Genomic DNA, 26146 nt, shown 5'->3' with positions numbered 1-26146 from the left:
TATAGATGTCGTATCATACAGGCATGTTGCAAGCATAAAACAGAAAGAGATCTCACGATGGCTGATGTTGATGTAACCGAAATACCTCAAGACAATACCCAAGGGTCCGCTCGACAAAAAACCTTATTGCTTGGACGGATTATCGGTTTGGCAAGCGAAGAAGATTATCGCCCCTCAAGTGCTTCCATTACCGATAGAGCCGATCATCGGCAACGAAAACAGCTCAGCCAGTACCAAGCAAACCTTGAAAGTATTTTTGCTCTTGCACTGAGTTACACCCCTTCAGATGTGACTGGCGTGGAATTAGATCCTGATTGGCGCTACCAATTTTTTCAAATGGCAGAACAAATTCATAACCGTAAAATGCAAGATTTGTGGGCCAGAATTTTAGCCAGTGAAGTCGTCAATCCAGGTAATTTTAGCCTTCGAACCTTAGCGGTATTACTGCAACTGACGTTTCGAGAAGCACAGATTTTTGAAAAAGCCTTAGGCATGTCGGTTAAAATCAACAACGAAATCAGATTTAAATTACTCAGTAGTTATCGAATTAATGGCGGGGTAAAACAATATTTTCGTAAGCACACTCAAACCAACTTCGGCCTGTCACAATTTGGCTTACCTTATTCCAGTATTTTAACCTTAGTCGATGCGGGAATTTTACATAAAAGCGAGTTTGAAACCGGACTATTAAGCAGTAATGAACGTATTCAGTTAACTCTGTGTAATGCCACTTTGACCCTAAAACCCAAAAATCAGCACTTATTATTTACTTATTATCGGTTTACTACTGTCGGTGATGAGTTATGCCAATTAATTCAGGCAAAAAGTGATAATGAATTTATCACAGCAGTTAAGACTATATTAGCCAAAGACTTTATGGTTAATAGTTAATATTTTTATAAAGGTGCGCATATTTAGCTTTATGCTCGCTAAATAGGAATTGACGTAGTATTGCTCGCGACTCACCTTCAGCGCGAATTTTTGCTGCCATTATCCCATTTTCGGTCCTAACAGGCTCAAATGTTATATTAATATGAGTGCCATTTGGTAAAATAAGCTGGCTTGAATGCGGCATTTTGGTATCAAACTCTTGTGGCACTTTAATGGTCATGCCCGAGCTAGACAAAGATAATACCTCGACATCTATTGCAGTATCATTATCAATAACAGTGACATTTTTGACCTGATTAATCCGCCAACTCCGCTCACCGCCACGCATGTCTATCACTTCAGGAATACCTAACTCAGGCAAAAATTGCCCAAGCTCATCTTGCTTTAAGGTTAACGGGAACCACAAGCGGTAATTACTAATTTCAGCCAGTAAGGTTAACTTGGCATTTCCCAAAATATGAGCAAGCACTTGCGGTACTTCTGTCGCAACACTTAATGAATGTCTCGATAAAGAATTATCGGTACAGTCATCTTCCGGCGAGAACACATTGCTAAAATAAGCGAGCTCTTCATTAGATAAAGTAGACATAGTGAGACCTTATTCCAAATATTGACACTTAAGTCATACTAACACTTTAGTACGATACTGAACAAACCTTAACCAAGTGCTTTACGCGATTTTACTGTGTAATCAAATTGTATGCTTTTTGTACAAAAATAAAAAGCGAACAAAGTTCGCCTTGTTGTCCAAAAACCTAAACCCAAAGCAAAAACTTAAGCTTTAAGCTTGTAGCAATTAATGTTCTGCTTCAATTTTCAATGCTTTTTGAAATGACTCATGAGTCAATAATTGCTGATAATATTTGCCAATATTAGGATACTTTTCAAACTCACCGTTTTGGCCAACAAGCTCTGCAATAAACGACATCATAATATCTGCACCGCTAAGACGGTTACCGACTAGATATGACTTACCCTCTAAACGGTCGTTAACATAACCAATCACTTTGGCCGTTTCTGCATCAGCATACCCACCAATAAACCGTGTTTCAGCACCTTCCATATTAACAAAAATCTTCAACAATAATGGCAATGCCGCAGAACTTTCGGCAAAATGCATCCATTGCAAATAATCAATGTAGTCCGCAGTGCCTTTGGCAGGCATAAGCTTGTCAGCTGCATAGGTTTGAATTAAGTATTCAGTAATAGCACCCGACTCAGCTATGGTAAAGTCATTGGCTTCGAGTACGGGTGACTTACCTAACGGATGAACTTTTTTAAGTGATTCTGGCGCTAAAAAAGTGCTCGCATCACGCTGATAAGCAACCAGTTCATAATCGACACCCAGTTCTTCTAATAACCAAATAATACGTTTTGAACGAGATTTATTTAAGTGATGTAGTTTAATCATTAAGCCATCCGAATATTGTTGAACGATAACAATAAGCCCAATGATTATTCATTGGGCTTATTTATAATTCCACCAGAGCTCTTATTTCGAGCCGATGATAAATAAATCATAAGCTAAGTCTAAACAACCCGCTTACTAATTAGCGGGTTAGCTTAATAAAGCTAACATTTTTTCTGCCACTAACTCAGACGATGCAGGATTTTGACCAGTAATTAATTTACCATCAGCTACCGCATATGGATGCCAATCGTCGCCCTTAGAATAAGTCGCGCCATTTTGTTGTAGCATATCTTCTACCAAAAACGGCACTACATTAGTGAGTTGCACTGCCTCTTCTTCGCCATTAGTAAAACCTGTGACATTTTTACCGGCAACGAGTGGGGTTCCGTCAGGTTTTTTAGGGTACTTAAGTGCAGCTGGCGCGTGACATACCAAACCTAAAAGTTTATCTGTTTTATAGCACTGCTCAATTAATGCAATAGAGTCTTTATCATTGGTTAAGTCCCATAATGGACCATGACCGCCAGGATAAAACACCGCGTCATAATCTGCTACGTCAATTGACGCCAATGTCAGCGTATTGGCGAGTAATGCTTGCGCTGTAGCATCGGCAGTAAAACGACGCGTTGAGTCCGTTTGAAAATCAGCTAGATCACTTGTTGGGTCCAATGGCGGTAAACCACCTTTAGGAGAGGTCAGTACTACCTCAACACCTTTATCGACAAATGCGTAGTATGGCGCCGCCAACTCTTCTAACCAAAAACCAGTTTTTTTACCTGTATCGCCTAATTTATCGTGCGAAGTTAATACCATTAATACTTTCATTGTTATTCCTTACATACTGTTTGTTTAGCGTAATCACGTAGATTACAGAGGATCATTTATTTTAATTACAACCTTGCCGAAGTTTTCGCCCTTTAACAGCCCAATAAAGGCTGTGGTCATATTTTCAAGACCATCGACAATTTGTTCACGATATTGAATTTTACCTTCACCAAGCCATTGCCCCATATCTTTGGCAAACTCTGGATAGCGATCACCGTAATCATCAAAAATAATAAAGCCTTGCATCTTAATGCGCTTAACCAGCAAAGTACCCATCAGTAATGACAAACGATCAGGACCGTCTGGTAACGAAGTCGCGTTGTATTGCGAAATTAAGCCACATAATGGCACTCGAGCACCGGTATTTAATAACGGTAAAACGGCATCAAACACCTTGCCACCAACGTTTTCAAAATACACATCAATACCATTACCACAGTGGGTTGCCAATTGCTGTGCAAAATCAGCCGCTTTATGATCAATACATTCATCAAAGCCTAATACTTCTTTTGCGAAGCGACATTTCTCTTCGCCACCAGCGATGCCGACGACTCGACAGCCTTTCAATTTACCAATTTGGCCAACCGTGGCGCCAACAGGCCCAGTAGCCGCGGCAACCACAATAGTTTCGCCAGCTTTAGGTGCACCAATGTCTAATAATCCCATATAGGCAGTAAAACCTGGCATGCCCATAATACCCAAGGCATAAGAAGGATGACTTGGGTTATCGCCCAATTTCATCAGCTCTTCTCCATTGGATACCAAATAATCTTGCCAACCACCAAACGCTAACACCCACTCACCCACTTTATAATCAGGATGATTAGAGGCTTCCACTTGTGATACCGTCGCACCCACCATCACATCGTCAATCGCAACAGGATCTGCATATGATTTTGCATCATTCATACGGCCACGCATGTAGGGATCAAGTGATAAATACACTGCGCGTAACAACACCTCACCTTCTGCGGGTACAGGTTTGTTGACGGTTTCTAAGCGAAAATTATTAGCAACAGGCTCACCTTGAGGGCGGCTGGCGAGTACTATACGACGATTTTGGGTGTTCATCTTGTGTCCTTTAAATGATATCAGCACCTTAAAATGGTACTGAAGAAGACAATATGACCTAAGTCGTTTAAAAATGTTAATGTCGTTAACATTGCTAACATTCGTAATACAGATATCATGTAAACATTGATATCATAGTCAACCAAGGTCTATTAATACGTTCTTTTACTTAAATTGATCAGTCAAAACATGATCAATCACTTTATGAGCTAAGCTTTTGATATGAAAAACGATAAACCCATGCTACTTGAGAATCAGTTATGTTTTGCTGTTTATTCAACGTCATTAGCGATGACCCAACTGTACAAACCTTTACTAGACTCTATCGGGCTAACTTACACTCAATATTTAGTGATGTTAGTCCTTTGGGAGCAAGATGGTTTAAGTTTAAAAACCTTAGCCAGCAAACTCGGACAACAGTCAGGCGCATTAACACCAGTCATAAAACGTCTTGAAACTGATGGTCTACTAAAGCGTATTCGTAAGCCTTTAGATGAACGGACCTTGTGTATGCAATTAACCGAAAAAGGTCATCAACTTCAACTCCAAGCAGAACAAATCCATCGATGTATTCTTGAGCAATGCGGTATCGACATATCTGAACTATCAGCATTAAAACAACAACTGGACCAATTTAGGCTTAAATTACCTACCCACATCGAGTGTTAGTTCACAAAATCACTCACACTTTAGCTTAAATCTGCTTTTGCATAGCCATATGATAATCACGATAACTAATTGCGCGCAACTTAAATTAACAATATTTAAGGTCTATAACCGATTACGTGATGCCGCCGCATTGTTTGAAGGGACTAAAATGCTATTAAATCCACTTTGCCATCATACTAAAATGATTATTGAGCACTTGCTCTTACGAGACATTAACACTATTGCGACCGACATGTTTTGATGAATACAACGCCTTATCAGCTCGATTAAATATCTCAGAAAATGCTTTGTCTTGAGAACGTAAGGTTGCAATACCAATACTAATGGTTATCGAAGGAGCTTGTGGTTTATCATACTGTTGCTGAGCTTCTCTTAACCGTTCAGCCAAGACATAAGCAGAGTTCATATCAGTATCGGGTAATAAAATCGCAAATTCTTCACCGCCAATTCTAGCCAATACATCAGCCTCCCTAACATGTTCATTACATATATTAGCAACGCGCTTAATCACCTCATCGCCCACTAAATGACCATAGGTATCATTAACTACTTTAAATAAATCAATATCGATGATCATTAACGAAAAAGGTTGAAAATAACGAGTAGCACGAAAAAATTCATGTTCGCAAAAAGACGTAAATGATCGACGATTAAACAAACCCGTTAATGAATCCGTATTAGCAAGTTGCTCTAGTTTTGAACGTAAGTGATAGGCCGCGGTAATATCGGTAGAAACACCAATAAGGCCAATTAATAAGCCTTTATGGTTGTATAAGGGTTGCTTAACTTCGTGATAAACAACTAAAGAGGTTTGAGTATCAACAATAACATCGTCAGATATTTTACTTTGTGAATTAAGCACTTTAGTGTCATTTACATGCAATACATCTACAACATTCTCGGGAAAGTAATCGCTATCGGAAGTGCCCTTTAGCTTTTCAAGCGTTACGCCAAAGTAGTCAAGCGTCAATTGATTCGCATAAATATATTTGCATTGAGTGTCTTTTAAATAAATGTAGGCATCAACTTGATCAAGAATAAGATCATAAGTATCTAACATCATTTTTTTAGTTTGCTGCTGACGATATCGGCTCAAGTTAAAAAAAAGCAACAAAGCGATAACTAACAATAAGACGAAAACCAATAATTCAACGAGTTCAAGCGACATGAGCATTCCTTAGCTAGCATCTATATATCCATATGCGTCATTGATGATGTTAATGACGTAGATCCAGCAATATACTCTTATTAATTACGGTTAACCATACCGTATCTTAAACGCGGTCAAGAATGAGAAGATTTATTGATGAAAATCAAATAATGAATGTCCGGATTTAATTCCTAAGTGCGACACAAAGCCTATTATTGACATACTACAAATAGACAATGATTATCGGGCTGGGATCAACAATATTGGAGCTAAAATCAATTTAACCTTAGCTCCAGATAATAAACTGTCTGCTGTTTTGCTAATTATCTTCAACTCAATTAACCCAACTCATTTAATCGTTGAGGTTAGTTATTGTCGATACAACTGGCCTACAATAATAAATAATATTAACGCTTATAAATAACGCCGTTCTTCATCACAAATGACACATCTAATAACGCTTCAATTTGCTCAAGCGGACTGTTATGTGTCGCGATGATGTCGGCAAATTTTCCAATCTGCAGCGTGCCAAGTTTATCTGACATATCAATCAGTTTTGCAGAGTTAATAGTTGTACTGATTAAAATATCCTCATTACTCATGCCAGCCTTGCTCATCAATACTGCTTCTTGGGCATTGTCACCATGATGTGACACCCCACTGTCGGTACCATAAGCAATGTTAACCCCAGCTTTATAAGCCGCACTAAAGTTTTTCATCATGTCGCCACCAACACGAATCGCTTTGGCTTTAATCGCAGGAGACATAAAGTTGCCCCCTGCCGCATTGGCCATTTTCACTACTGTGTCACCGGCCAACAATGTTGGCACTAAAAACGCGCCACTTTTTTTCATTAATTTTATACTTTCTTTATCGGCGTAACTGCCATGCTCAATACTGTCGACGCCAGCACGCAACGCCGCATTAATCCCTTGGGCTGCATGGGCATGACTAGCTACTTTGCGACCTAATGCATGCGCAGTATCAATAACCTCTTTAAGTTCATCATCATCCATTTGTTGGCCAGTACCAGTATTAGTGTCAGATAACACACCGCCAGTAGAAGTAATCTTAATCACATCGGCACCAAACTTAATCGCGCGACGAGTTGCACGGCGACAATCATAAGGCCCATCACAAATCGTTTTAGAGGTAAACTTGTCAAGCAAATCTGGGCTCATACCATCAACATCGCCATGGCCTCCGGTTACCGACACGCCGCCAGATGCAATTATTCTGGGGCCATCAACCCAACCTTTATTAATCCCATCGCGTAGCGCATATATTTGTTCTGGTTTAGCCCCTAAATCCCGAACGGTAGTAAAACCTGCTAACAAGGTCTTTTTAGCAAAATAAGCACTGCGCATTGCCACATCAGCATCCGACATTCGCAAAGCCTCGCTATCATTATTCGGCCCTAGCTCTCCTTGTAAGTGCACATGCATGTCCATCATTCCAGGCATAACAAAGTTGTTTTTTAAATCAATAATTTCAACATTGTCATTCTCGTTCGCCACTGGCGCTGACTGATAGCCTGAAGTGATAGAAGTAATTACCCCATCCGTTATCACCACAGTTTGCTGAGTTAAAGGAGATTCGCCTGGCGTGGTTAGTAATGTGCCAGCATAAATAACATTAATGTCCGCCGCTTCAGCGACGGCCGATGCCATAGTTAGCCCAAACACTACCAAGGCTAGAGTGCTAATAGCATTTTTATTCATAGAAACTCTCTTTTTTTTAATTTTAATTGGTTAAGTTTTCTACACTGCCAAAAATACTGTTATGTTACAAGCAAGTAAAATATCGTGTTACATAACGATTAGAAAATCGATTCGTCATAAACAAACAGTGAATGAATATAAAATGGATATTGCAATTTTTGGCGCGGGTTCAACAGGCTGTTATTTAGCAGGTCAGTTATGTCTCTCAGGGTTACAGGTCAGTTTAATTTGTCGTCAAGCGATTAAGCTGAAAATTATCGCTAATAACGGCATTACCATGACCGATTATAACGGCTTTAAACAAACCATTATGCCGCAAGCGTTGATCACTGATATCAACAAAGAGTCGTCAATCAATGGCAAATTTGATCTGGTATTTGTCACCTTAAAATGTCATCAAGTCAGCACTATTGCCAATCAGTTAATGGCGATTACTCATGACAACAGCAGCATAGTATTTATGCAAAATGGCTTAGGCAGTTTTGACAGCATTAAAGACTCACTCGATCATTACAGCTTACTCCAAGGGATCACGCCGTTTAATGTGCTACAACTGCCCAATGCTGTGTTTCACAAAGGCACAGAGGGTGTGTTTACCTTACAAGCAAACCCTCATACCATCGCAATTCAATCTGCACTCGTTAGCCACGGATTTGGTTGCGACATTGAAGCAGACTTTACCCCCATGATTTACGGTAAATTATTATTAAATCTCAATAACGCCTTAAATGCTGTCACCGACTTACCAATTAAACAGCAATTAAGTCATTACAAAAATCGCCGAATGTTGGCCAAAGCAATGAAAGAATGGTTAGCGGTGTGCGAGGCGGCCGACATCCAATTACACCAATACACTAAGGTCAAACCCACTTGGTTACCCACCATTTTATCGCTGCCAAATGTACTATTTAATGTGTTAGCTAAACAGATGCTCGACATCGATCCCAAAGCACGATCGTCGATGTGGGAAGACATTCAAACAAAACGAAAAACAGAAGTCGATTACATCAATGGTGCGGTGGTCAGCATCGGTAAAAAATACGGAATAAAAACGCCGGTCAATCAGTCGATAGTAGAGCAAATAAAACAATTAGAACAACAACATTAACCAGATGCTGTACGCGATATAGTAGTCGAGACAAATGTAATTATACGGTACAATTTTATAACAAAAATACAACTGACGTAATCGCACCCAATAATAAAAGGTGCTAAAAAGACGATGACCTATGATAACCCCACCAGAAGTTAGCTTAGATCTGGATAAAATCATCAAAGTGTCATCTATATTTAGCCAAACTTAACGCGATTAACGCATGGACATGAATCAAGATGAACGATAGCACTTTCTTTTTTGGCGATTGGCAAATTAACCCGCAAAGCAATAGCGTTCAGTCTGGCGATGTTATTCGCAGTCTTGAACCCAAAGCCATGGATGTATTATGTTTACTATGCCAACACCAAGGGGAAGTGCTAGCAGCAGACGATATTATTAACCACTGCTGGAATAGCATCGCCATTGGTGATAATCCGCTGCATAAAGTGATTACCCAACTGCGTAAAGCATTAGGCGATCAAGCATCTAATCCTCAATACATAGAAACCATCCGCAAACGCGGTTATCGCACCATCGCCAGTGTTGAATACCCTGTTGGTCATCATGCTAAAGTCACTACCCAACAATGGCAAGGCGCCTCACCGTTTCCAGGTTTACGCGCATTTAACACCAACGACTCCAACGTATTTTTTGGCCGAAGTGAGCAAGTTAACACCTTATTAAATCGCATTACTAAACAAGTTGATTTTGGCCGAGCCTTTTGCTTAATTCTCGGCCCCAGCGGTACAGGTAAATCATCGTTAATTAATGCTGGTATCATGCCTAATTTGATGTCAAAAAATGGCTTTAACGGGGTTGGTGTTATTGATAATGCCAACCTAGATTTAGCCGATGTCACTAAAAGCAGGTTAATTATCGATATCGCCAGTGCGATGCTCGACTGGGAAATCAATGACCAAGCAGTGTTTACCGACTGCAGTGCCGATATGTTGGCAAACAAACTGCAAAACGACATCAATGCCGTTATTGAATATTGTCAGCTAGCTTTAGCCAAATACTCATCAATCAATGATGACAATGCCCCAAAATACAGTCGGCCCCATTTTTCATTGTTTATCGACCGTTTAGAAATCTTATTAGCGTCGCCATTATTTACCGAATCCGAACGCAACAATGTATTAGATATCCTCGAAACGCTTGCGGTTTCAGGGGTAGTATTAATTATTAGTGCTTGCCGCAATGACTTTTATCCTCAGGTTGTTAGCCACCCAAGCTTAATGGCAGGCAAAGCCAATGGCTCACATTTCGATTTATCCGCGCCAACCCGATCAGAGCTGATGCAAATGATCCGCTTGCCAGCCAATGCAGCTAACCTCACATGGACACTCGATCCCGATACGGCAATGCCGTTGGACGAAATACTTTGCAGTGAAGCCGCCTCAAATCCCGATGCTCTGCCCATGTTGCAATACACCTTGCAATCACTGTATTTAAACAAAGATGACAACAACCAATTATTGGTGTCGGTATACCATTCACTTGGGGGGATAGAAGGCGCCATCGGTAAAAATGCCGAAGAAGTGCTCAACCAATTAAACAACAGCGAACGCGCCGCACTACCTAAAATACTGTCGATGTTAGTCACCCTAACCGAAGATGAAAAATCGATCACTAGCAGCACTGCCCGCTGGAGCGATCTCAGTAGTGATGCCGAAATAAACCTCGTCAAAGCCATGGTTGATAACCGTTTGTTTGTTTCGCATCTGCAACAAGATCAAGCCTGCTTTAGTATTGCCCACGAAGCGCTATTAAGGCGCTGGCCCCGCGCGACCCAATGGATAACCGAGCACAAGGACAGTTTAGCGATTAAAAGCCGTTTACAGCATCAATCCAACCGCTGGCTAGCGGAGTCAAAAAGTAGTGCTTATTTACTGGCAGAAGGTAAACCATTGGCAGAAGCAAGCACATTGCTCAATAACCAATTGTTTAACCTAGAGCCTCAAGAGATCGCCCTCATTCAAGCGTCTAGCAAACAAGCCAACATCGGACGCTGGCGCCGCCGCGCAGTCATGCTAGCCCTTGTGGCACTGACATTGATTTCTGTCGCCATGAGTGTTCGCAGTATTGAGGCCGAAAACCAAGCACAACAAAAACGCCTAGCGGCAGAAAACTTACTCGGTTTTATGGTCGGTGAATTCGCCGACAAAATGCGCGGTATTGGCCGCATGGACTTGCTCGATGGTATCAGTAATAAAGCATTAGAATATTTCAGTGACGTTTCCGCCGACGATGCCAGCTATTTAAGCTTTGAAGCCCGTTTCCAACACAGCCAAACCTTAGAGGCCATGGGCGAAGTGGCCTATTCGCGCGGCAATACCGACGAAGCCCACAGCGCCTTAATCGCCGCACGCGATCGCATGCTGCCGTTACTCGAAATACAACCGAAAAACCTCAGTTTACTTAAAACCCTAGGAGCCAATGCTTTTTGGCTTGGCCAGCTTAAATACGATAAAAGTGATTGGGCTGCAACATAGCCTTGGTTGGAGCGTTATCTTGAATACAGCCAAGCCATGTATCAATACGCGCCAAACGATAACGATGCCCTTATGGAGTTGTCCTATGCCCACAACTCCCTAGGCTCGATATACATGAAGCAGCAAGACTTTACCGCTGCCCGTGAGGCATTTGAGCAATCATTACAGTTAAAACAAAAAGCACTAGTTCAAGACCCAAGTAATAGCAAAATGATTGCTGATGTGGCCAATGCACAATCATGGATTGCTAGCGCCGCCACCGCTCAAGGTGACATTAAAACGGCAATAAAAATACACCAACAAATTCAACAACAGTTGACCAATAAAACACTCGCAAAACAAGCTTATTTACTTGAACGACTGTCCAGTAGCTACCAACAGATGGCCATTTTATTAAGTTATCAAAGTGAAGTTCCACACGCCTTTAATAAAGCCCAACTTGGTCTCATTGCTATAACTAATGCCCTTAAACAAGATCCTGAAAATGAAGTTTGGAAAACCCATCAATACTATGATTACCTGAAGATGTTAGCTTTTAGTCTTGAACCTATTGAACACAAAGCGAGCTACAGTATTGACTCATTAGCATCCATGTTTACTGAAGATGCAAACTTACAAACCTCCAACAAAAAAAATGAGTTATGGGCAACTTACCAACTGGCTGCAGCAAATTATTTAGCCTCACAAGGACGGCTTTCAGAAAGCCTTGTTTATGTAAAACAAGCAATGGCCTTTTTTAGCAAAAAAAACACTGAGTTTAATCAAAACACAGTTTATTCTGCAGGTTTAGCCCAAAGCAATATGCTAGCCGCGTCATTACTGACATCCTTAGGCCAGCCACTGCAAATAGCCCCTCTGTGTCAGCAAACAAAAAGTCAAATGGCAGCGATTGTTGAAAAAAATAATAATCCTCAATTTACCATTCCTTATGCCAGAGCCCTCGATTGCCTTGGCTAACTCGACCAACACCCAGATTTAGTTCAACTGCTAGAAAGTTCCGCCATAACCGATTTTAGGTTTAACCCTAAAGCGAAAAACCCTAACCTCTAACCCACAAAATGGAAAATATAATGTCAAATACTCAAAACACGACAACATTTTTTATTCTCACCGTCACCCTAGAAAACGGCGAGCCCTTTTTCAGCTACACCAATCAAGACGGCACTCCTAAAAGCGGCAATGTCACTATTAGCCAACATTGCACCATCACCTATCAATTAAATGACCAAACTGGTAAAGGGCTTAAATTTGTCGGCGCCGCCTTTACCACGCCTTTTGATAACATTATTGATGCCGTTAGCATCTGCAACAATGGCAGCTTGATACACTTAACCGATTTAGATGAAGTAGCAGGCAATACCAGTTTTCAGTTTGTGTTGTCAAACAGCGCCAATACCTTGCAGGTGCTCAGCCCAGATCCTGAATTTGTCAATCACCCAGAAAATTAAAAAAATAAAAATGATAAAAGCTCAGGCTTGCCCTGAGCTTTTATGCTGAACCACAGAGCAACATTAATCAATAACATAACCATTGCTAAAACGGCTGGTGTTATCCAGTAACATAACCCGAGGTTGGACTTACCTTTTACCCGTTAACCGAACTCAAAAACCAATTATTTTTCAATAGACCAACGAGTAAATACCTGCCAAATAACGGTATCGCTACCTCCCAGTAACGGCTTACTATCTGTCAAAGATGCAATCAAATATAGCCGCAAAAAAGGCTATTTAAACTAAGAACACTATCGATTTTAGTGAGACAAATCCTAAAACCCAGCAACAAAATCAGCTTGTCTCCAAGGTACATGCAATAGATCCAACTCAATAACAACAAATTCACACAATAAACGTAAAATTTAAATAGAATTAAATCAATAGGTTAAAACCAGAAGATTACCGAAAGGTAAATAAGCCTTATTCCTAATAGAGTGTTTGACATCAACAAAGGGTTACCAATACCAAACGCTTAAGGGAATGAACCATGTTTACCAATGATAAATTAACTGAACTCAATGCCACGATTTCTCGTGTGACTAAATTAACAGACTCATTTGCTAAATATCCCCGTGCGATAAAAATACCATTGCGTCTTGATGATGAAATCCTATCCGACTCATCATTTACGGATGTCGCTTTTGATGCCACTTCAGCAAGCCACAACGGCAAAATAGCAGTAGCAGATAACTTACAAATTAGCACCTTACTCAATGTGATCACGGCTATTTCAGAAGCGATTTTTGTGATTAACTCCGCTGGCGTTATTGAGATGATTAATCCGTTAGGCGCTAAATTATTCGGTGCCCCTGCCGAAATGCTAATCGGTCAAACCTGGACCGATTATCTACAAAGTCCTTTTAAAGATGAGTATCAATCTTTATTTACCTTGTGGAACAGTGCCAGCGATGAAGCCAGTAAAGTGACTCAGTTTAATCATGGTCCTAAAGAAATTATCATTAACCGCGCCGACAGCACCTTGCTCGAAGCAGATTTATCATTGTCATGTTTACCGTCAATACAGATAGGGTCGGAGCCATTATTTATTGGCATTATGCATAACCTGACTTCGCATAAAGCTGAATACAACAAACTGCGCCATTTAGCTCATACCGATAAATTAACCGGCCTTGCCAACCGTCACGCTTTTGATGATGCCCTGCAAACCAATTGGAACGACAGCATTAACCACGACCAACCGTTGTGTTTAATCATTATCGATGTCGATTACTTTAAAATATTTAACGATCAGTTTGGTCATGTTAACGGTGATAAATGTTTGCAAAAAATTGCTCAAGTACTGGCAGAGGTGCTCCCCTCTAACAATGCGATGGCAGCCCGTTATGGTGGCGAAGAGTTTGTGATTATTTTACCTAACAGCAACCCGTTAACAGCTGATTATATTGCTAAAAATATTCAACGTCGTATTAATCAATTAACCTTTACCGACATAGGTTTACCTGCGCAAACAAAAATTAGTGTTAGCCAAGGCATAGCCTGTGAACGCAGTGGCCAATACCGCACGCCCACCGCACTGGTTTGCGCCGCAGACACCGCACTTTACCGCGCCAAATCAACAGGCCGTAACCGCATCAATATGAGTAGCTAATAGCGAATAAACAGTCACCAGACAAAGAATTAAGCACACGCTTGGTAAGCTGCTATACCACTTTTTCGATTAGCCTGCTGGGCCATATGATACTCAGCTGGCGTGGCAAAATGTGCATCCCAATGTTGTAATTTGGGCAACATAAGTCTATGCCACAAAGGCGGAATGAGGGTTAATACAAAGGTGCTAAGGTATCCTCCAATCATTTGCGGTGCATCGGGATAAGGTGATAATTGATGATATGGCAACTGTCCTTGGGCATGGTGATGTGAATGTCGAGTTAAGTTAAACATTGCCCACGAGCTTACTCGCTTATTGGTATTCCAAGAGTGATGTGGTTTTACTGGCGAGTTAAGTTCACGAACCAAGCCATAATGTTCCATGTAATTGACTATCTCTAAAGTCGCTTTAGCCCATAACGCCATTAATACAAAAAAGCTTAACCCCTGCCAACCCGCAAGCCAAAATACCCACACCATAATCGCGACACTCATAGCGTAACCTCGTAACGCTTTATTGTGCCAACTCCACACTGCTAACTGTTTACGCATAAGTCTTTGCTGCTCAATGTGCCACGCACTAATATTGCCCTTAATGGTCGAAATAATAATGTGTGCATAAACACCACGACCACGGGGAGCGGTAGCTGGGTCGTTTAGGGTACTGACGTATTTATGGTGACCATACACATGTTCAATGGCAAAGTTAGCATCAAAACTAAAGGCCAATAACCAACGTCCAATCAATAATGACACCGGTTCCCAAGTACGATGCGTTAGCTCATGGCCTGTAATCGTCGCCATAACGCCAACCACTAAGCCCAAATAAATCACCATCACGCCATATTGAATAACGCTAGTGTTTTGCCTCGCAGACAGAGCATCATACCCCGTTAAACTACTGACCCATGCGCCATATTGGCCAATATCTTGGCTGGCAAATTGCCAGCAACACACAAATATCAATATCACGGTCAATGGCAGTGCCAACCATAATTGCCACGTAAGCAATGCCGGATAGCGATATTGTGGCGTCTCTGTATCATTACCAAACACGATGTCACCGCCCAAATACACCGTAACCCAAATAGCAAAGCCAATACTGATATAGGTTCCACCCAAAGTGATACTGGTAATAGCGATCACAGCCATAAGATGAAACGACATAAATTTAAGGTATTTAAACATGACCATGTCCTTATTCTTGCGGTTCGTCAGCTAAAGGACGTTGGTGTAAATTCAACTGAATGTTGATATCTGTTTTTGGCAGACTCTGACAGGCCAAAATCATTCCTTGAGCGATGGCATCAGCCGATAAAACATATGCACTGTCGGTTAATTGCTTAACTTCGCCCGCAACCAACTTGCATCGACAAGCACCGCAACTGCCTACTCGGCAATGATGCGGAAAGGCAATATTGGCTGCCAACGCGGCGGTTAAAATAGAGTGTTTAACGCTGGTTTGCGCTATCACTATTTCATCATTAATGGTTAAGCTAACCGGTTTGGCAGTAAACATAGACAGCATACGCATTCCTTTGTGATTAAAGGTTTACTGTACGCCAACAAGAAATATAACAAAGAGGGAAGAATTGACATAAAGGGGTCATTAATAGACAAGCACAGCAAAATACGTTAAAACTAAATCAAAGCCATTAATAAGATTGCCATGCAGCAACTACCTATATTTTACTTAAACCAAGTGTATCAACAACTGCACCAGTGGGAATGTAATGTCGATATATGGTTAGCCGATAACGGCCTTAAACTTGAACAACTTCAAGACCCGCACTTTCAAGTGAGTTTTGATGACTATCAACGACTGATAACGTCTGCAATTCATCTATCGGCACGGCCAGACTTAGGTTTGCATGTCGGTAGCCGAATAGGTATTAATACCCATGGCATGATGGGGTTTGCTATCCTTAATAGTAGTACCCTAAAGCAAGCCATTGATACATTGAAGCAATTTATCAATACACGCACACCATTGGTTAATGTTAATACCCACGAAACCGCCAGCAGTATGGTTATCACACTGCAAGCGATACAACCATTGGGCGAGATTCAACAGCCGTTTATGGATGCTTTGCTAGTCACCATTGCCAACTTGTTGCAACAAATTACCCCGTTGTCGTCTGCAATATGCCAGGTTAATTTGGGGTTTGCAGCACCAGCCTATTGGCAACAATACTCTGCATTACTCAAAGTACCAGTGCATTTTAATCAAGCCAGCACCCAGCTAATATTAACTCAAACATCATTAAATCAACGCTTGGATATGGCCGATCCCAGCTCGTTTATTCAAGCCAAACAATGGTGTATTAACGAACTTAAAAAACTTGATTTACAGCAAAGCCTTAGCGATAAGTTGTATCAGTATTTACTACAAAGTCCGATGCCACTACCAAGCTTAAGCGATACAGCAACGCATTTTAATATGACCCCACGGACTCTTCATCGCCATTTAACCCAACAACAAACAAGCTATAAGAACATTGTCGCGTCGGTGAATCACCATATTGCGAAGCAATACTTATCGCAATCTAGTGGCAGTATTAAGCTGTTGGCATATCAATTAGGTTATGTTGATGTGGCTAACTTTCGGCGGGCTTTTAAACGCTGGCAAGGCACCACACCCAGTGAATACCGTCAGCAAAAAAGAGTAAAATGACATTCGATTTAGGAACACGAGTGCGTAAGTGACTGAGTTTCTAAGTTATTAATTAACGGGCAATATCCGTTAATTAATAACATGAATGCGATTAGCTAGATTGAACTCTATGTTTTGGGTTTCGAGCATAACGTGCATACGCGATTAACAATCCAGCACCTAAATACATGGTTAAACTGTATACTCCAGCCACCACAGCATAACTGGGCATATGCAGTAAGCTGATGCAAATCAACATCGCCATAGTGGAGTTTTGTAAACCGATTTCAATGGCTAATGTCAGCGCATCTTTATGGCTTAATGTTAATACTTTGGCGGTAATAACCCCCAACATCATGGCAATCAAATTTAACAACATGCACGCAATAAAGACCTCGTTAAAAGCATCGCTGATAATGTCACGTTCTTGAATCACCACCCCAGTAATCATCAACAATAAAAACACTAATGCAAAGCGCCTAAAATACACCTCAACCTTCACAGCCCAATCGCGATAATAACGCCGTACAATCATGCCAAACAGAATAGGTAGCAAGGTAATCACCAATAACCCCAATGAAATGCTGCTTAACGACACTTCAATATCATAGCTATCACTAAAATGGCTAACCGCAAATTGAATGATAAAGGGCGCGGTGAAAACACACACAATACTACTCAATGCAGTCAAACTCACCGACAAAGCCAAATTAGCCTTAGCAAGATGACTTACAACATTAGAAGTAGTGCCACCGGGGCAGGCAGCCAAAATCATTAACCCTATCGACATGGCTGGCGATAAGTCCATCAACAAACAAAGGGTAAAAGCCAGCAAGGGCAACACGATAATTTGGCCAATAAAGCCGCCAATAATCGGCATTGGAGTTTGCCATAAACGTAAAAAATCAAATTGGGTTAAACTTAATCCCATACCAAACATAATAAACGCCAGCGCAAGTGGCAGCAGTATTTCGGTAATAATCGAACCAGTCATAGGGTAGCATCCTTGCTCGCTAAACAGGTTTAGCGAGTATCGTTAACCTCCGCTGGGATAATAAATGCCTATTGGTATATGTATCCTTTCTCCCAGCGACAATTAGTTCAAGTCAGTTAATTCAGGCTCAAGCCTTGTGGCTTGCAATTAAGTTTAATCTAAAAAGCTATTGTCTTGCGCCAACATGACCTGATACAAGGGCTGAAAATTACCCCATGTAACTAAATCTGAGCCATTAATTTGGCGAGTTTTAGTCGCAATTTCATGGCCAATCAATTTAAGTTCACCCGCAGCCTGCGCTAATAACTGACTGTGGCAGCAACTGTCTAACATCACAAAATTAGCCGTAGCCGCATCAACAGACTTACCCACTGTTAGTAAACCATGATTTTGCAATATCACCGCTGCATGACCTTGTAACGCCTCAGCAATCATGTCGCCTTCAGATAAGTCAGCAACCACGCCGGTAAAAGTGTCAAACACGCTGTGGTTTTCATAAAACATGCATGCATCTTGAGAAATAGGTTTAAGTAACTCTCCTAATGATGAAAATGCACGGCCATAAGTAGTATGGGCATGAGCCACTGCGTTGACATCTGGGCGAGCATGGTGAATACGCGAATGGATAGCAAATGCCGCATTATTGATTGGGTGCTTACCCTCCAAAATATTGCCTTTATGGTCAACACGTACCAAATCAGAAGCCCTAATTTTAGAAAAATGCACCGCTAGTGGATTAACCCAAAACGATTCAGGATCAATACAATCACGTAAGGTAATGTGCCCCGCTAACCCTTCATCAAATCGATAATGGGCAAATACCCTAAATGCAGCAGCTAAGCGCTGTTTTTCATATTGTTGCTGCTGCTGTTTATTATCAAACTTTGGCGGTAAAGGCATAGGATATTTATCTGTGCCAATGGTCATTTTTTGAATTTGCTGAGTTTGAGTATCATTTATGGTGGTCATGTTGAGTCTACTTTTATTGGTTTAGTTTGACTTTAATTTAACCAAGCCTAAAATAAATTCAAATGATACTAAATCATAGATAACTATTAATATGCTGCATAGTAAAATTGATTTGAATTTATTCCTCATTATGAGCACTGTATATCAGCAAGGCAGTATTACTGCCGCGGCGAGTAAGCTACACCTTACACAACCCGCTGTGAGCCATGCTATTGCTCGATTACGCAACAAATTCAACGACCCATTATTTGTCCGTCATGGTCGTAAAATGGTGCCAACCGCCTTATGTCAAAAAATGATTCCCGACGTGCAACAAGCGCTGCTGTTACTCAATAATACTGTCAGCCAGCCCGCTACATTTGACATACAGCAACACAAACGTGAGATAAAACTAGGATTAAGAGACATATTAGAGTCAATGTTCTTTCCTATCCTTATGCCCGACTTACTCAGTAACACCCCCAATATCACCCTAAACAGTCGTCAAATTAAACGCACAGAACTTGAGTCAGCACTCGCGCAGCAAAGTTTAGATATCGTTATCGATGTACTAATGCCAACCCATAAAGATATTTGCAACACTTTGATATGCAGCGAACGATTTTCATTAGTGTGCCGCCAAAACCATCCAATTATACAGCAGCTCACCCTCGCCAATTATGCCGCTGCATCTCATGCATTAGTCAGCTTAAAAGACTTCAACATCGACACAGTAGACATGGCACTCGCCCATCAAGGCGTTAGCCGCAATATTGCATTACGCTGCGAGCATTACTTTGCCGCCATCAGCGTGATCTGCCAATCAGATTTAATCATGACCATGCCAAACACCTACGCCATGTTGCTACAAAAAACCATGCCAATTGTAGTGTCGCCACTCCCCTTTGATGTGCCAGAACTGGCGGTGCACATGTATTGGCACCAACAAGCCCAAGACGATCCGGTAAACCAATGGATCAGAAACAAATTGCTTAATATCTCTGCGCAGTTGTTTTAACTTCTTTTAAGTAGCTAATAGACAACAAAAAATAAATAAACCGTAAGAAATAATCAAAAATAAAAACCCTTTTTTATTTTTGCACCGTTTACACTCATAACAGACCCACTTTATCTGTGTGAAAACAGTATTTAGTTAACCATTCGCGGAGTTATCAATGAATAAAATATTACTCACAAGCATCATTTCTGCCTCATTATTTACCTTAACCGCCACCAGCAGTTTATCGACAGTGCAAGCGGCCGAGCTCAGTTTTTCTCATATTGAAACTGTGGGCACCAGCACCATTGAAGCCGCAGCAGACATGGCTATCATCAATGTTCAAGTATCCGTAAAGGCCGATAGCGCCAAAGCGGCAAAAGATAAAGCCGACGAAGCCGTCAGCCAATTTATGCAACGTTTACTCAAGGCTGGAGTCGACAAAAAACACATTCAAAGTGCTAATTTACAACTCAACCCACAATATACATATGTGCAAAATGAACCACGAAAACTCACGGGTTATAGCGCAAGTCGTCAAATGACCATTACCGTAATCGATCTAAATCGGTTAAATGAGCTACTCGACAGCGCTTTGGTTGAAGGGATTAATAACGTTAATAATATTGAACTAAAATCGAGCCAAGAAGCTAAAATCATTGCTCAAGCTCGCCAAGCCGCGATTGATGACGCCAAGCAAAAAGCCCAATCTTTAGCCAAAGGTTTTGGTGAACAAATTGCAGGCGTATGGGAGGTGAGATACTTTCCGCAGCAAGCAAATCAGCCAGAAATGTATCGCGCCAGCATGAAAATGAATGTCGATGTGGCACAAACCTATCAACAAGGCCAAGTCGCGATTAGCGACAGAGTTGAAGTGGTTTTTAGATTAAAATAGCAGTAAAAATAATGCCAGCTGAACATGAGTTGTTTAGTCGGTTTGCTCTAAAAAACATCATATCCCGTGACACAACTCACATATCCAAACCAACAATAACCTTATAAAAATTATGGTCTTAGTGCGTAAATTTCATTTATTCACAACAAAAATGATCTAGGTCACATATGAATTTCGCCACGCCAACTAAACTTAAAAAATAGAGCGTGGTTGTTGATTTTACACCAAGGTTATCAATATTAATCTGCATTGCTGACATAACACCACGATAAAATTCTCCGTTTTCGCTGTTGCACTTATCAAGTCATTCGCGTTCCATTCTTCAACATATGAAGACTTAGCCAGTAGATCAAAAATATAAGGCCTTGCAATGTTCGACATCACTATCGACGGTAAAACACTATCGCTTCCTTTGGCTGACAACTTATTAAAAGCTGCCACTGATGCCGGTATTAATATTCCCAACTTGTGTGACTTTTCCCACAGTAAGGCTAAGCAGCACTGTAATTTATGCCAAGTGCAAATAAAAAACCATGATGGCAGCTTGCGCTGTGTTCGTGCTTGCGAGACAGCGCTAGAAACTGGCTTAGAAGTGATTACCCAATCAAGCTATTTAAGTAAAATTCGTCAAGAGGCACTTGAGAATATTCTCAGCGATCACTTTGCCGATTGCGAAGCGCCCTGCCAAACCGCCTGCCCAGCTGGCGTTGATGTGCAAACGTATCTTTATCATATTGGCAAAGGCGATTATAAAGAAGCGGTAAAGGTCATCAAAAAAACCTTACCCTTACCCTTGTCTATTGGCCGTGTTTGCCCAGCATTTTGTGAAGCTGAGTGTCGCCGTGGACTGGTAGATGAACCCGTGGCGATTCGTCAACTCAAACGTCATGCTGCAGACTTAGATTTAGCGGATTTAGAATCTTACGTTCCGCCAAAAGCCCCTGCTACCAATAAACGTATTGCGATTATCGGTAGCGGCCCTGCTGGGCTAACGACTGGTTATTACCTCTCTAATAATGGCCACGATGTGACGATTATGGAATCGGCCCCTAAAGCTGGCGGCTGGTTACGTTACGGTATTCCAGAGTATCGATTACCTAAAGATATTCTTGATAAAGAGATTGAACTACTCACCCGCAATGGACTTAAGATCAAAACCGGATGTGCACTGGGTCGTGACACCAATTTAACCGAATTAGTGGCCAATTATGATGCGGTTTGCCTCGCAATTGGGGCGCAAAAAGCCGTACCCATGAATTACCCTGGCAGTGATTTAACAGGCTGCTATTTAGGTGTGGACTATTTACGCGATTACTGCACCGATAAAAAATTCATTACCGGTAAAAAAGTGGCTGTCATTGGTGGTGGTAATACTGCGATTGATTGCGCTCGAACCGCTGTGCGCGATGGTGCTGATGTCACCTTAATTTATCGCCGTAGCCGCGATGAAATGCCAGCAGAACCCTATGAAATACATGAAGCAGAAGAGGAAGGGGTTAAGTTTTACTTTCTTACCAATCCAATTGAAAACCACAGTGATAGCCAAGGCAGAGTTAAATCCGTCACGTTTGCTAAAATGACGCTGGGTGAACCCGATGCATCAGGTCGCCGCTCTCCCAAAGCGACAGGCGAAACCTTTGAAGAAGCGTTTGATACTGTTATTCCTGCGGTGTCTCAACAAGTCGATTTGGACTTTTTAGACCAGCCAGAAAACCAAATAGACACAGGCCATCTTGCCCTCTCTCGCTGGCACACTTTCCTTGGCTGCGAACAAACCATGTCTGCTGGTGTAGAAAAGCTGTTTGTTATTGGTGATTCACGCACGGGCCCTGGTACTGCAGTCGGTGCAGTGGCAGATGGTCGAAAAGCCGCAGAAGCCATTGAAGGATTATTAACTGAAGGATTAACCTGCCATTTAGAACAAGGGCTATTTAACTCACGAAAAGCCAACAAAACAGCCTCGTTGTCTGCAGAGCTATACCCTAAGATAGCTAAACGTCCTCGACTAAAAATGCCTGAATTAAGCCAGTTAAATCGAACCCTTAATTTTGCCGAAGTTGAGCTAGGGTTTGTGCCTAATGAAGCAATGAAAGAAGCCATGCGCTGTTTAGAATGTGCTTGTCAAGCCAATACAGATTGTAAGTTGCGTGACTATGCCACCGAATATAAAGTTGACGGTAAAACACTGAATCAAACTCAGGCGCGTAAATTTAAAGTCGATAATAGTGCGCCTTTTATTACTTTTGATGCCAATCGTTGCATCAGCTGTGGGGCTTGCGTTGAAGCCTGCCATCAACAAAGTGGCCATAATGTTATCTGCTTTGAACCCAATAGCTATCAAGCGTTACCCGATGCGAAAACAGCAGGCATTATCCGCAATGCTCCTCGTGTTGGCTTCACAGCGTCGATGAATGACAGTGATTGTGTACAATGTGGCAACTGTGTTCAAGTCTGCCCTACTGGCGCCTTGGTTGATGCCCGAGATAAAACCCAAGGCACCGACAGAGAGTTAACCAAAACCTCAACCGTGTGCACATATTGTGGTGTCGGTTGTCGTGTTGAACTGCATGTCGACCAGCAAACCAATCACGTTATGCGAGTTACTGGTGATACTCACTCATTAGTCAATGAAGGCATGCTGTGTGTGAAAGGGCGCTCTGGTTTTGACTTTTTGAATAGTCCTAAACGCCTTACAACGCCATTAATTCGTAAAAATGGTCAGCTACAACCAGCCAGTTGGAACGAGGCCATTAGCTATATTAGCGAGCAACTTCAACCGATTAAAGATGCCGCTGGGCCGAGCAAATTTGCTGCATTATCTTCTGCTAAATGCACCAATGAAGAAAACTATTTAATGCAAAAATTCACCCGTAGCATTATGGGTACCAATAGCATAGATCACTGCGCAAGATTGTGTCATTCATCAACGGTAGCAGGCTTATCCGATACCATTGGCGGCGGCGCAATGACTAACGATATTCCCAGCATTAAAGACTCAGATGTGATTTTTATCATCGGCTCCGACACCACCAGCGCCCACCCTATTATTGCTTCGCATATCAAACGCGCAGTGAGCCAACACGGCGCACGCTTAATTGTCGCGGACCCAAAGAAAACCACTATCGCAGACAGCGCTAACCTTTATATCTCTCATCGACCGGGCACAGATGTCATGTTACTTAATGCCATCATGCAGCAAATAATTATCAATGATTGGCAAGATATCGACTACATCAATAATCGTGTTGAAGACTATGAGTTGCTCAAGCAAGAAGTCATGAAACCCGATTACAGCTTAGCCAATGCAGCCCTAATAACTGGCGTGAGTGCCGAAGATATTGCCACTATGGCAAAAATGATTGGCACCTCCAGCAAAACCGCATTGTATTACGCCATGGGGATAACCCAACATACCTCGGGTTATGACAATGTAGTGTCCACCTCTAACTTACAGTTACTGTGTGGCAACATAGGCGTAAATGGCGGCGGACTGAATCCACTTCGCGGCCAAAGCAATGTTCAAGGTGCTTGCGATATGGGCGCGTTACCCAATTATTATCCCGGTTACCAAAAAATCAATCCGAGTAATAATGCTAAATTTGCCAAAGCTTGGGGCAACACATCGCTAAATTCAGAGATAGGATTAGCAGCAACTGAAATCATGCAGGCGATTGTTAAAGGCAAACTCGATGCCTTGTATATATTGGGAGAAAATCCGGTGTTAAGCGATCCGGATCAAGCCCATGTAGTCGCCGCGCTGTCCAAAATAAAATTTATGGTCGTGCAAGATATCTTTTTAACCGAAACCGCGCAGATGGCCCATGTGGTATTACCCGCGACCGCCTTTGCTGAAAAAGATGGTCATTTCACTAACACCGAACGTCGAGTGCAACAATTACGTGTAGCATTAACACCACCGGGTGAAGCGATTGTAGACTGGAAAATCATTCAAATGATTGCCAACACCCTAGGCGAAAATTGGAATTACCACAGCACCAAAGACATTTGGGATGAAATTAATCACGTCACCCCGCAATATCAAGGTCTGACTTGGCAACGCCTTGAACACAAAGTAGATGGTTTACAATGGCCATGCTTTGATGAAAACCATCCTGGCACCCCGATTTTACATACCGAGACATTTTTGCGCGGCAAAGGCAAAATGATTCCAGTGAGTTATCGTCTACCCGCTGAAATGCCAGATAGTGAGTACCCATTAACATTGTCTACTGGTCGTTTATTAGAGCAGTTCCATACTGGCACCATGACCCGCAAAACCCCAGAGCTTGATATTAAAGGCTCACCTAGAGTGATGATTTCGGTTTACGATGCAGAAAAGTTAGGTGTGAGTAATGGCGATATGTTAATCCTCAGCACCCGCAGAGGAACCATTGAAATAGCCGCCTTTGTGACTAAACGTGCTCAGGTAGGCGTACTATTTTTACCGTTCCACTTTGCCGAAGCCGCAGCCAATAAACTGACCATTAATGCATTGGATCCTATTGCAAAAATTCCAGAATATAAGGTGTGTGCCGTTAAAGCAGAAAAGTTACACCCGGTATGTTTAGTGGTTTAATCGCAAAATGACAACGTCGGCCCGTTAAGATGATTTAGCGGGCGGAATACACTAGGGAAAATGAAGACCAAGCGCTTTAGCAAGTACAATTAGCCAGTATGCTGAGATAAGAGTAATCGGCGAGCAATTAGCCGTTATGTATAACACTATTGAATAAATAAAAATGGCCAGCAAGTATTGTGGCTTCATCGAGGCTCTTTGCAAAATTAACTAAAGCACTTAATTATATAAACTTAAAATATGACACCTAACCATAGATAGGTCGAAACATAAAAGTATTTCCATTAACATTTATTGTTTCAACCTGGGGTTTCCCAAACTCAGTTCTTAGGCTCTGAATACAGCCAACCGAAAAACGACTGAACGGGTATAAAAGCACCACAAAAACAACAGCATTTACCAATATCCGAACTACATCGAATGAACCAATAAACAGATGATAATCCATTTCAAATTTATTCAATATTAATCCCGTAGCAGCAGAAGCAAACACAGTAGAAATATTAATGGCAAAACGATTAGTTTTATGAGGTTTTTGCATTAATGAAACCTTGTATAAAAAGCTAATATCCCATTGAATTTCATCACAGTACGATAAATCACTAGCATCTGTTTTTTTGTGATTAATGTGTTGTAATTTTGCCAAAAATGTC

The 26146-nt window shown here is 41.6% G+C and carries 20 protein-coding genes and 1 pseudogene; 10 read left to right on the top strand and 11 right to left on the bottom strand.

Annotation, left to right across the window (positions count from 1 at the left end; genetic code table 11):
- Positions 1-57 precede the first annotated feature (57 nt).
- Positions 58-891: a TIGR03899 family protein gene (locus FCN25_RS14395; protein ID WP_137225921.1), complete on the top strand. Its 834-nt coding sequence runs from the start codon at positions 58-60 to the stop codon at positions 889-891.
- On the opposite strand, the gene FCN25_RS14390 is transcribed toward FCN25_RS14395, so the two are convergent.
- The 4 genes from FCN25_RS14390 to FCN25_RS14375 form a co-directional block, all read right to left on the bottom strand.
- On the bottom strand, positions 881-1480 hold the full coding sequence (locus FCN25_RS14390; RefSeq protein ID WP_137225919.1) for a hypothetical protein: 600 nt from the start codon (positions 1478-1480) through the stop codon (positions 881-883). The two genes, FCN25_RS14395 and FCN25_RS14390, sit on opposite strands and share 11 nt — an antisense overlap.
- Positions 1481-1687: 207 nt before the next feature.
- Positions 1688-2302 (bottom strand): glutathione S-transferase family protein, encoded by a 615-nt coding sequence (locus FCN25_RS14385; protein ID WP_137225917.1) that lies wholly within the window; start codon positions 2300-2302, stop codon positions 1688-1690.
- A gap of 147 nt (positions 2303-2449) precedes the next feature.
- Complete coding sequence (locus FCN25_RS14380; protein ID WP_175405882.1) at positions 2450-3127, bottom strand: type 1 glutamine amidotransferase domain-containing protein; 678 nt, start codon at positions 3125-3127, stop codon at positions 2450-2452.
- Between the two features lie 42 nt (positions 3128-3169).
- Positions 3170-4198, bottom strand: a complete 1029-nt coding sequence (locus FCN25_RS14375) for an NADP-dependent oxidoreductase (RefSeq protein ID WP_137225913.1) — start codon at positions 4196-4198, stop codon at positions 3170-3172.
- A gap of 222 nt (positions 4199-4420) precedes the next feature.
- Here FCN25_RS14375 and FCN25_RS14370 point away from each other — a divergent pair, with 222 nt between their 5' ends.
- Entirely contained in the window at positions 4421-4867 is a 447-nt protein-coding gene (locus FCN25_RS14370) for a MarR family winged helix-turn-helix transcriptional regulator (RefSeq protein ID WP_137225911.1), read from the top strand.
- A 202-nt stretch (positions 4868-5069) separates the two neighbouring features.
- On the opposite strand, the gene FCN25_RS14365 is transcribed toward FCN25_RS14370, so the two are convergent.
- Both FCN25_RS14365 and FCN25_RS14360 read right to left on the bottom strand, forming a co-directional pair.
- Entirely contained in the window at positions 5070-6035 is a 966-nt protein-coding gene (locus FCN25_RS14365) for a GGDEF domain-containing protein (protein ID WP_167496040.1), read from the bottom strand.
- Between the two features lie 389 nt (positions 6036-6424).
- Positions 6425-7738, bottom strand: a complete 1314-nt coding sequence (locus FCN25_RS14360; RefSeq protein ID WP_137225907.1) for an amidohydrolase family protein — start codon at positions 7736-7738, stop codon at positions 6425-6427.
- 142 nt (positions 7739-7880) lie between these two features.
- Between FCN25_RS14360 and FCN25_RS14355 the strand changes: the two genes are divergently transcribed.
- The 4 genes and pseudogenes from FCN25_RS14355 to FCN25_RS14340 all read left to right on the top strand — a co-directional run bounded on the left by FCN25_RS14355 (position 7881) and on the right by FCN25_RS14340 (position 14431).
- Entirely contained in the window at positions 7881-8846 is a 966-nt protein-coding gene (locus FCN25_RS14355; RefSeq protein WP_137225905.1) for a 2-dehydropantoate 2-reductase, read from the top strand.
- 224 nt (positions 8847-9070) lie between these two features.
- Positions 9071-12379: pseudogene (locus FCN25_RS14350) on the top strand (winged helix-turn-helix domain-containing protein).
- A gap of 20 nt (positions 12380-12399) precedes the next feature.
- Positions 12400-12777, top strand: a complete 378-nt coding sequence (locus FCN25_RS14345) for a DP-EP family protein (RefSeq protein ID WP_175405881.1) — start codon at positions 12400-12402, stop codon at positions 12775-12777.
- A gap of 532 nt (positions 12778-13309) precedes the next feature.
- Positions 13310-14431 carry a sensor domain-containing diguanylate cyclase gene (locus FCN25_RS14340; protein WP_175405880.1) on the top strand — a complete coding sequence of 374 codons (1122 nt, stop codon included), beginning with the start codon at positions 13310-13312 and terminating at the stop codon, positions 14429-14431.
- Positions 14432-14460: 29 nt separating this feature from the next.
- Here the strand turns inward: FCN25_RS14340 and FCN25_RS14335 are convergent, their stop codons facing one another.
- On the bottom strand, positions 14461-15618 hold the full coding sequence (locus FCN25_RS14335) for an alkane 1-monooxygenase (protein WP_175405879.1): 1158 nt from the start codon (positions 15616-15618) through the stop codon (positions 14461-14463).
- A 10-nt stretch (positions 15619-15628) separates the two neighbouring features.
- Positions 15629-15958: a 2Fe-2S iron-sulfur cluster-binding protein gene (locus tag FCN25_RS14330; protein WP_175405878.1), complete on the bottom strand. Its 330-nt coding sequence runs from the start codon at positions 15956-15958 to the stop codon at positions 15629-15631.
- A gap of 141 nt (positions 15959-16099) precedes the next feature.
- Here FCN25_RS14330 and FCN25_RS14325 point away from each other — a divergent pair, with 141 nt between their 5' ends.
- Positions 16100-17104: an AraC family transcriptional regulator gene (locus tag FCN25_RS14325; protein ID WP_137225897.1), complete on the top strand. Its 1005-nt coding sequence runs from the start codon at positions 16100-16102 to the stop codon at positions 17102-17104.
- A gap of 91 nt (positions 17105-17195) precedes the next feature.
- Here the strand turns inward: FCN25_RS14325 and FCN25_RS14320 are convergent, their stop codons facing one another.
- Positions 17196-18077, bottom strand: a complete 882-nt coding sequence (locus FCN25_RS14320) for a bile acid:sodium symporter family protein (RefSeq protein ID WP_137225895.1) — start codon at positions 18075-18077, stop codon at positions 17196-17198.
- Positions 18078-18230: 153 nt separating this feature from the next.
- The gene (locus FCN25_RS14315) at positions 18231-19046 is read right to left on the bottom strand and encodes a class II aldolase/adducin family protein (RefSeq protein ID WP_137225893.1); all 816 of its coding nucleotides are present in this window, start codon (positions 19044-19046) and stop codon (positions 18231-18233) included.
- Positions 19047-19137: 91 nt separating this feature from the next.
- On the opposite strand from FCN25_RS14315, the gene FCN25_RS14310 reads away from it, so the two are divergent.
- From FCN25_RS14310 to fdhF, 3 genes are all read left to right on the top strand, one after another.
- On the top strand, positions 19138-20043 hold the full coding sequence (locus tag FCN25_RS14310; protein WP_137225891.1) for a LysR family transcriptional regulator: 906 nt from the start codon (positions 19138-19140) through the stop codon (positions 20041-20043).
- A 157-nt stretch (positions 20044-20200) separates the two neighbouring features.
- Positions 20201-20917 carry an oxidative stress defense protein gene (locus tag FCN25_RS14305; protein WP_137225889.1) on the top strand — a complete coding sequence of 239 codons (717 nt, stop codon included), beginning with the start codon at positions 20201-20203 and terminating at the stop codon, positions 20915-20917.
- Between the two features lie 370 nt (positions 20918-21287).
- Complete coding sequence (fdhF, locus tag FCN25_RS14300; protein ID WP_137225887.1) at positions 21288-25493, top strand: formate dehydrogenase subunit alpha; 4206 nt, start codon at positions 21288-21290, stop codon at positions 25491-25493.
- A 247-nt stretch (positions 25494-25740) separates the two neighbouring features.
- Here the strand turns inward: fdhF and FCN25_RS14295 are convergent, their stop codons facing one another.
- Positions 25741-26139, bottom strand: a complete 399-nt coding sequence (locus tag FCN25_RS14295; RefSeq protein ID WP_137225885.1) for a hypothetical protein — start codon at positions 26137-26139, stop codon at positions 25741-25743.
- Positions 26140-26146 lie beyond the last annotated feature (7 nt).

It is taken from the genome of Shewanella sp. MEBiC00475, assembly GCF_005234075.1.
GTDB lineage: Bacteria > Pseudomonadota > Gammaproteobacteria > Enterobacterales > Shewanellaceae > Shewanella > Shewanella polaris.
The sequence above is the reverse complement of the archived record's forward strand: the minus strand, read 5'-3'. Positions and strand labels throughout refer to the sequence as shown.

Bases quoted from the DNA above. Each gene is read 5' to 3' on its own strand.
- FCN25_RS14395 (WP_137225921.1), top strand. From the start codon at position 58: ATGGCTGATGTTGATGTAACCGAAATACCTCAAGACAATACCCAAGGG.
- FCN25_RS14390 (WP_137225919.1), bottom strand. From the start codon at position 1,480: ATGTCTACTTTATCTAATGAAGAGCTCGCTTATTTTAGCAATGTGTTC.
- FCN25_RS14385 (WP_137225917.1), bottom strand. From the start codon at position 2,302: ATGATTAAACTACATCACTTAAATAAATCTCGTTCAAAACGTATTATT.
- FCN25_RS14380 (WP_175405882.1), bottom strand. From the start codon at position 3,127: ATGAAAGTATTAATGGTATTAACTTCGCACGATAAATTAGGCGATACA.
- FCN25_RS14375 (WP_137225913.1), bottom strand. From the start codon at position 4,198: ATGAACACCCAAAATCGTCGTATAGTACTCGCCAGCCGCCCTCAAGGT.
- FCN25_RS14370 (WP_137225911.1), top strand. From the start codon at position 4,421: ATGAAAAACGATAAACCCATGCTACTTGAGAATCAGTTATGTTTTGCT.
- FCN25_RS14365 (WP_167496040.1), bottom strand. From the start codon at position 6,035: ATGTCGCTTGAACTCGTTGAATTATTGGTTTTCGTCTTATTGTTAGTT.
- FCN25_RS14360 (WP_137225907.1), bottom strand. From the start codon at position 7,738: ATGAATAAAAATGCTATTAGCACTCTAGCCTTGGTAGTGTTTGGGCTA.
- FCN25_RS14355 (WP_137225905.1), top strand. From the start codon at position 7,881: ATGGATATTGCAATTTTTGGCGCGGGTTCAACAGGCTGTTATTTAGCA.
- FCN25_RS14345 (WP_175405881.1), top strand. From the start codon at position 12,400: ATGTCAAATACTCAAAACACGACAACATTTTTTATTCTCACCGTCACC.
- FCN25_RS14340 (WP_175405880.1), top strand. From the start codon at position 13,310: ATGTTTACCAATGATAAATTAACTGAACTCAATGCCACGATTTCTCGT.
- FCN25_RS14335 (WP_175405879.1), bottom strand. From the start codon at position 15,618: ATGTTTAAATACCTTAAATTTATGTCGTTTCATCTTATGGCTGTGATC.
- FCN25_RS14330 (WP_175405878.1), bottom strand. From the start codon at position 15,958: ATGCTGTCTATGTTTACTGCCAAACCGGTTAGCTTAACCATTAATGAT.
- FCN25_RS14325 (WP_137225897.1), top strand. From the start codon at position 16,100: ATGCAGCAACTACCTATATTTTACTTAAACCAAGTGTATCAACAACTG.
- FCN25_RS14320 (WP_137225895.1), bottom strand. From the start codon at position 18,077: ATGACTGGTTCGATTATTACCGAAATACTGCTGCCACTTGCGCTGGCG.
- FCN25_RS14315 (WP_137225893.1), bottom strand. From the start codon at position 19,046: ATGACCACCATAAATGATACTCAAACTCAGCAAATTCAAAAAATGACC.
- FCN25_RS14310 (WP_137225891.1), top strand. From the start codon at position 19,138: ATGCTGCATAGTAAAATTGATTTGAATTTATTCCTCATTATGAGCACT.
- FCN25_RS14305 (WP_137225889.1), top strand. From the start codon at position 20,201: ATGAATAAAATATTACTCACAAGCATCATTTCTGCCTCATTATTTACC.
- fdhF (WP_137225887.1), top strand. From the start codon at position 21,288: ATGTTCGACATCACTATCGACGGTAAAACACTATCGCTTCCTTTGGCT.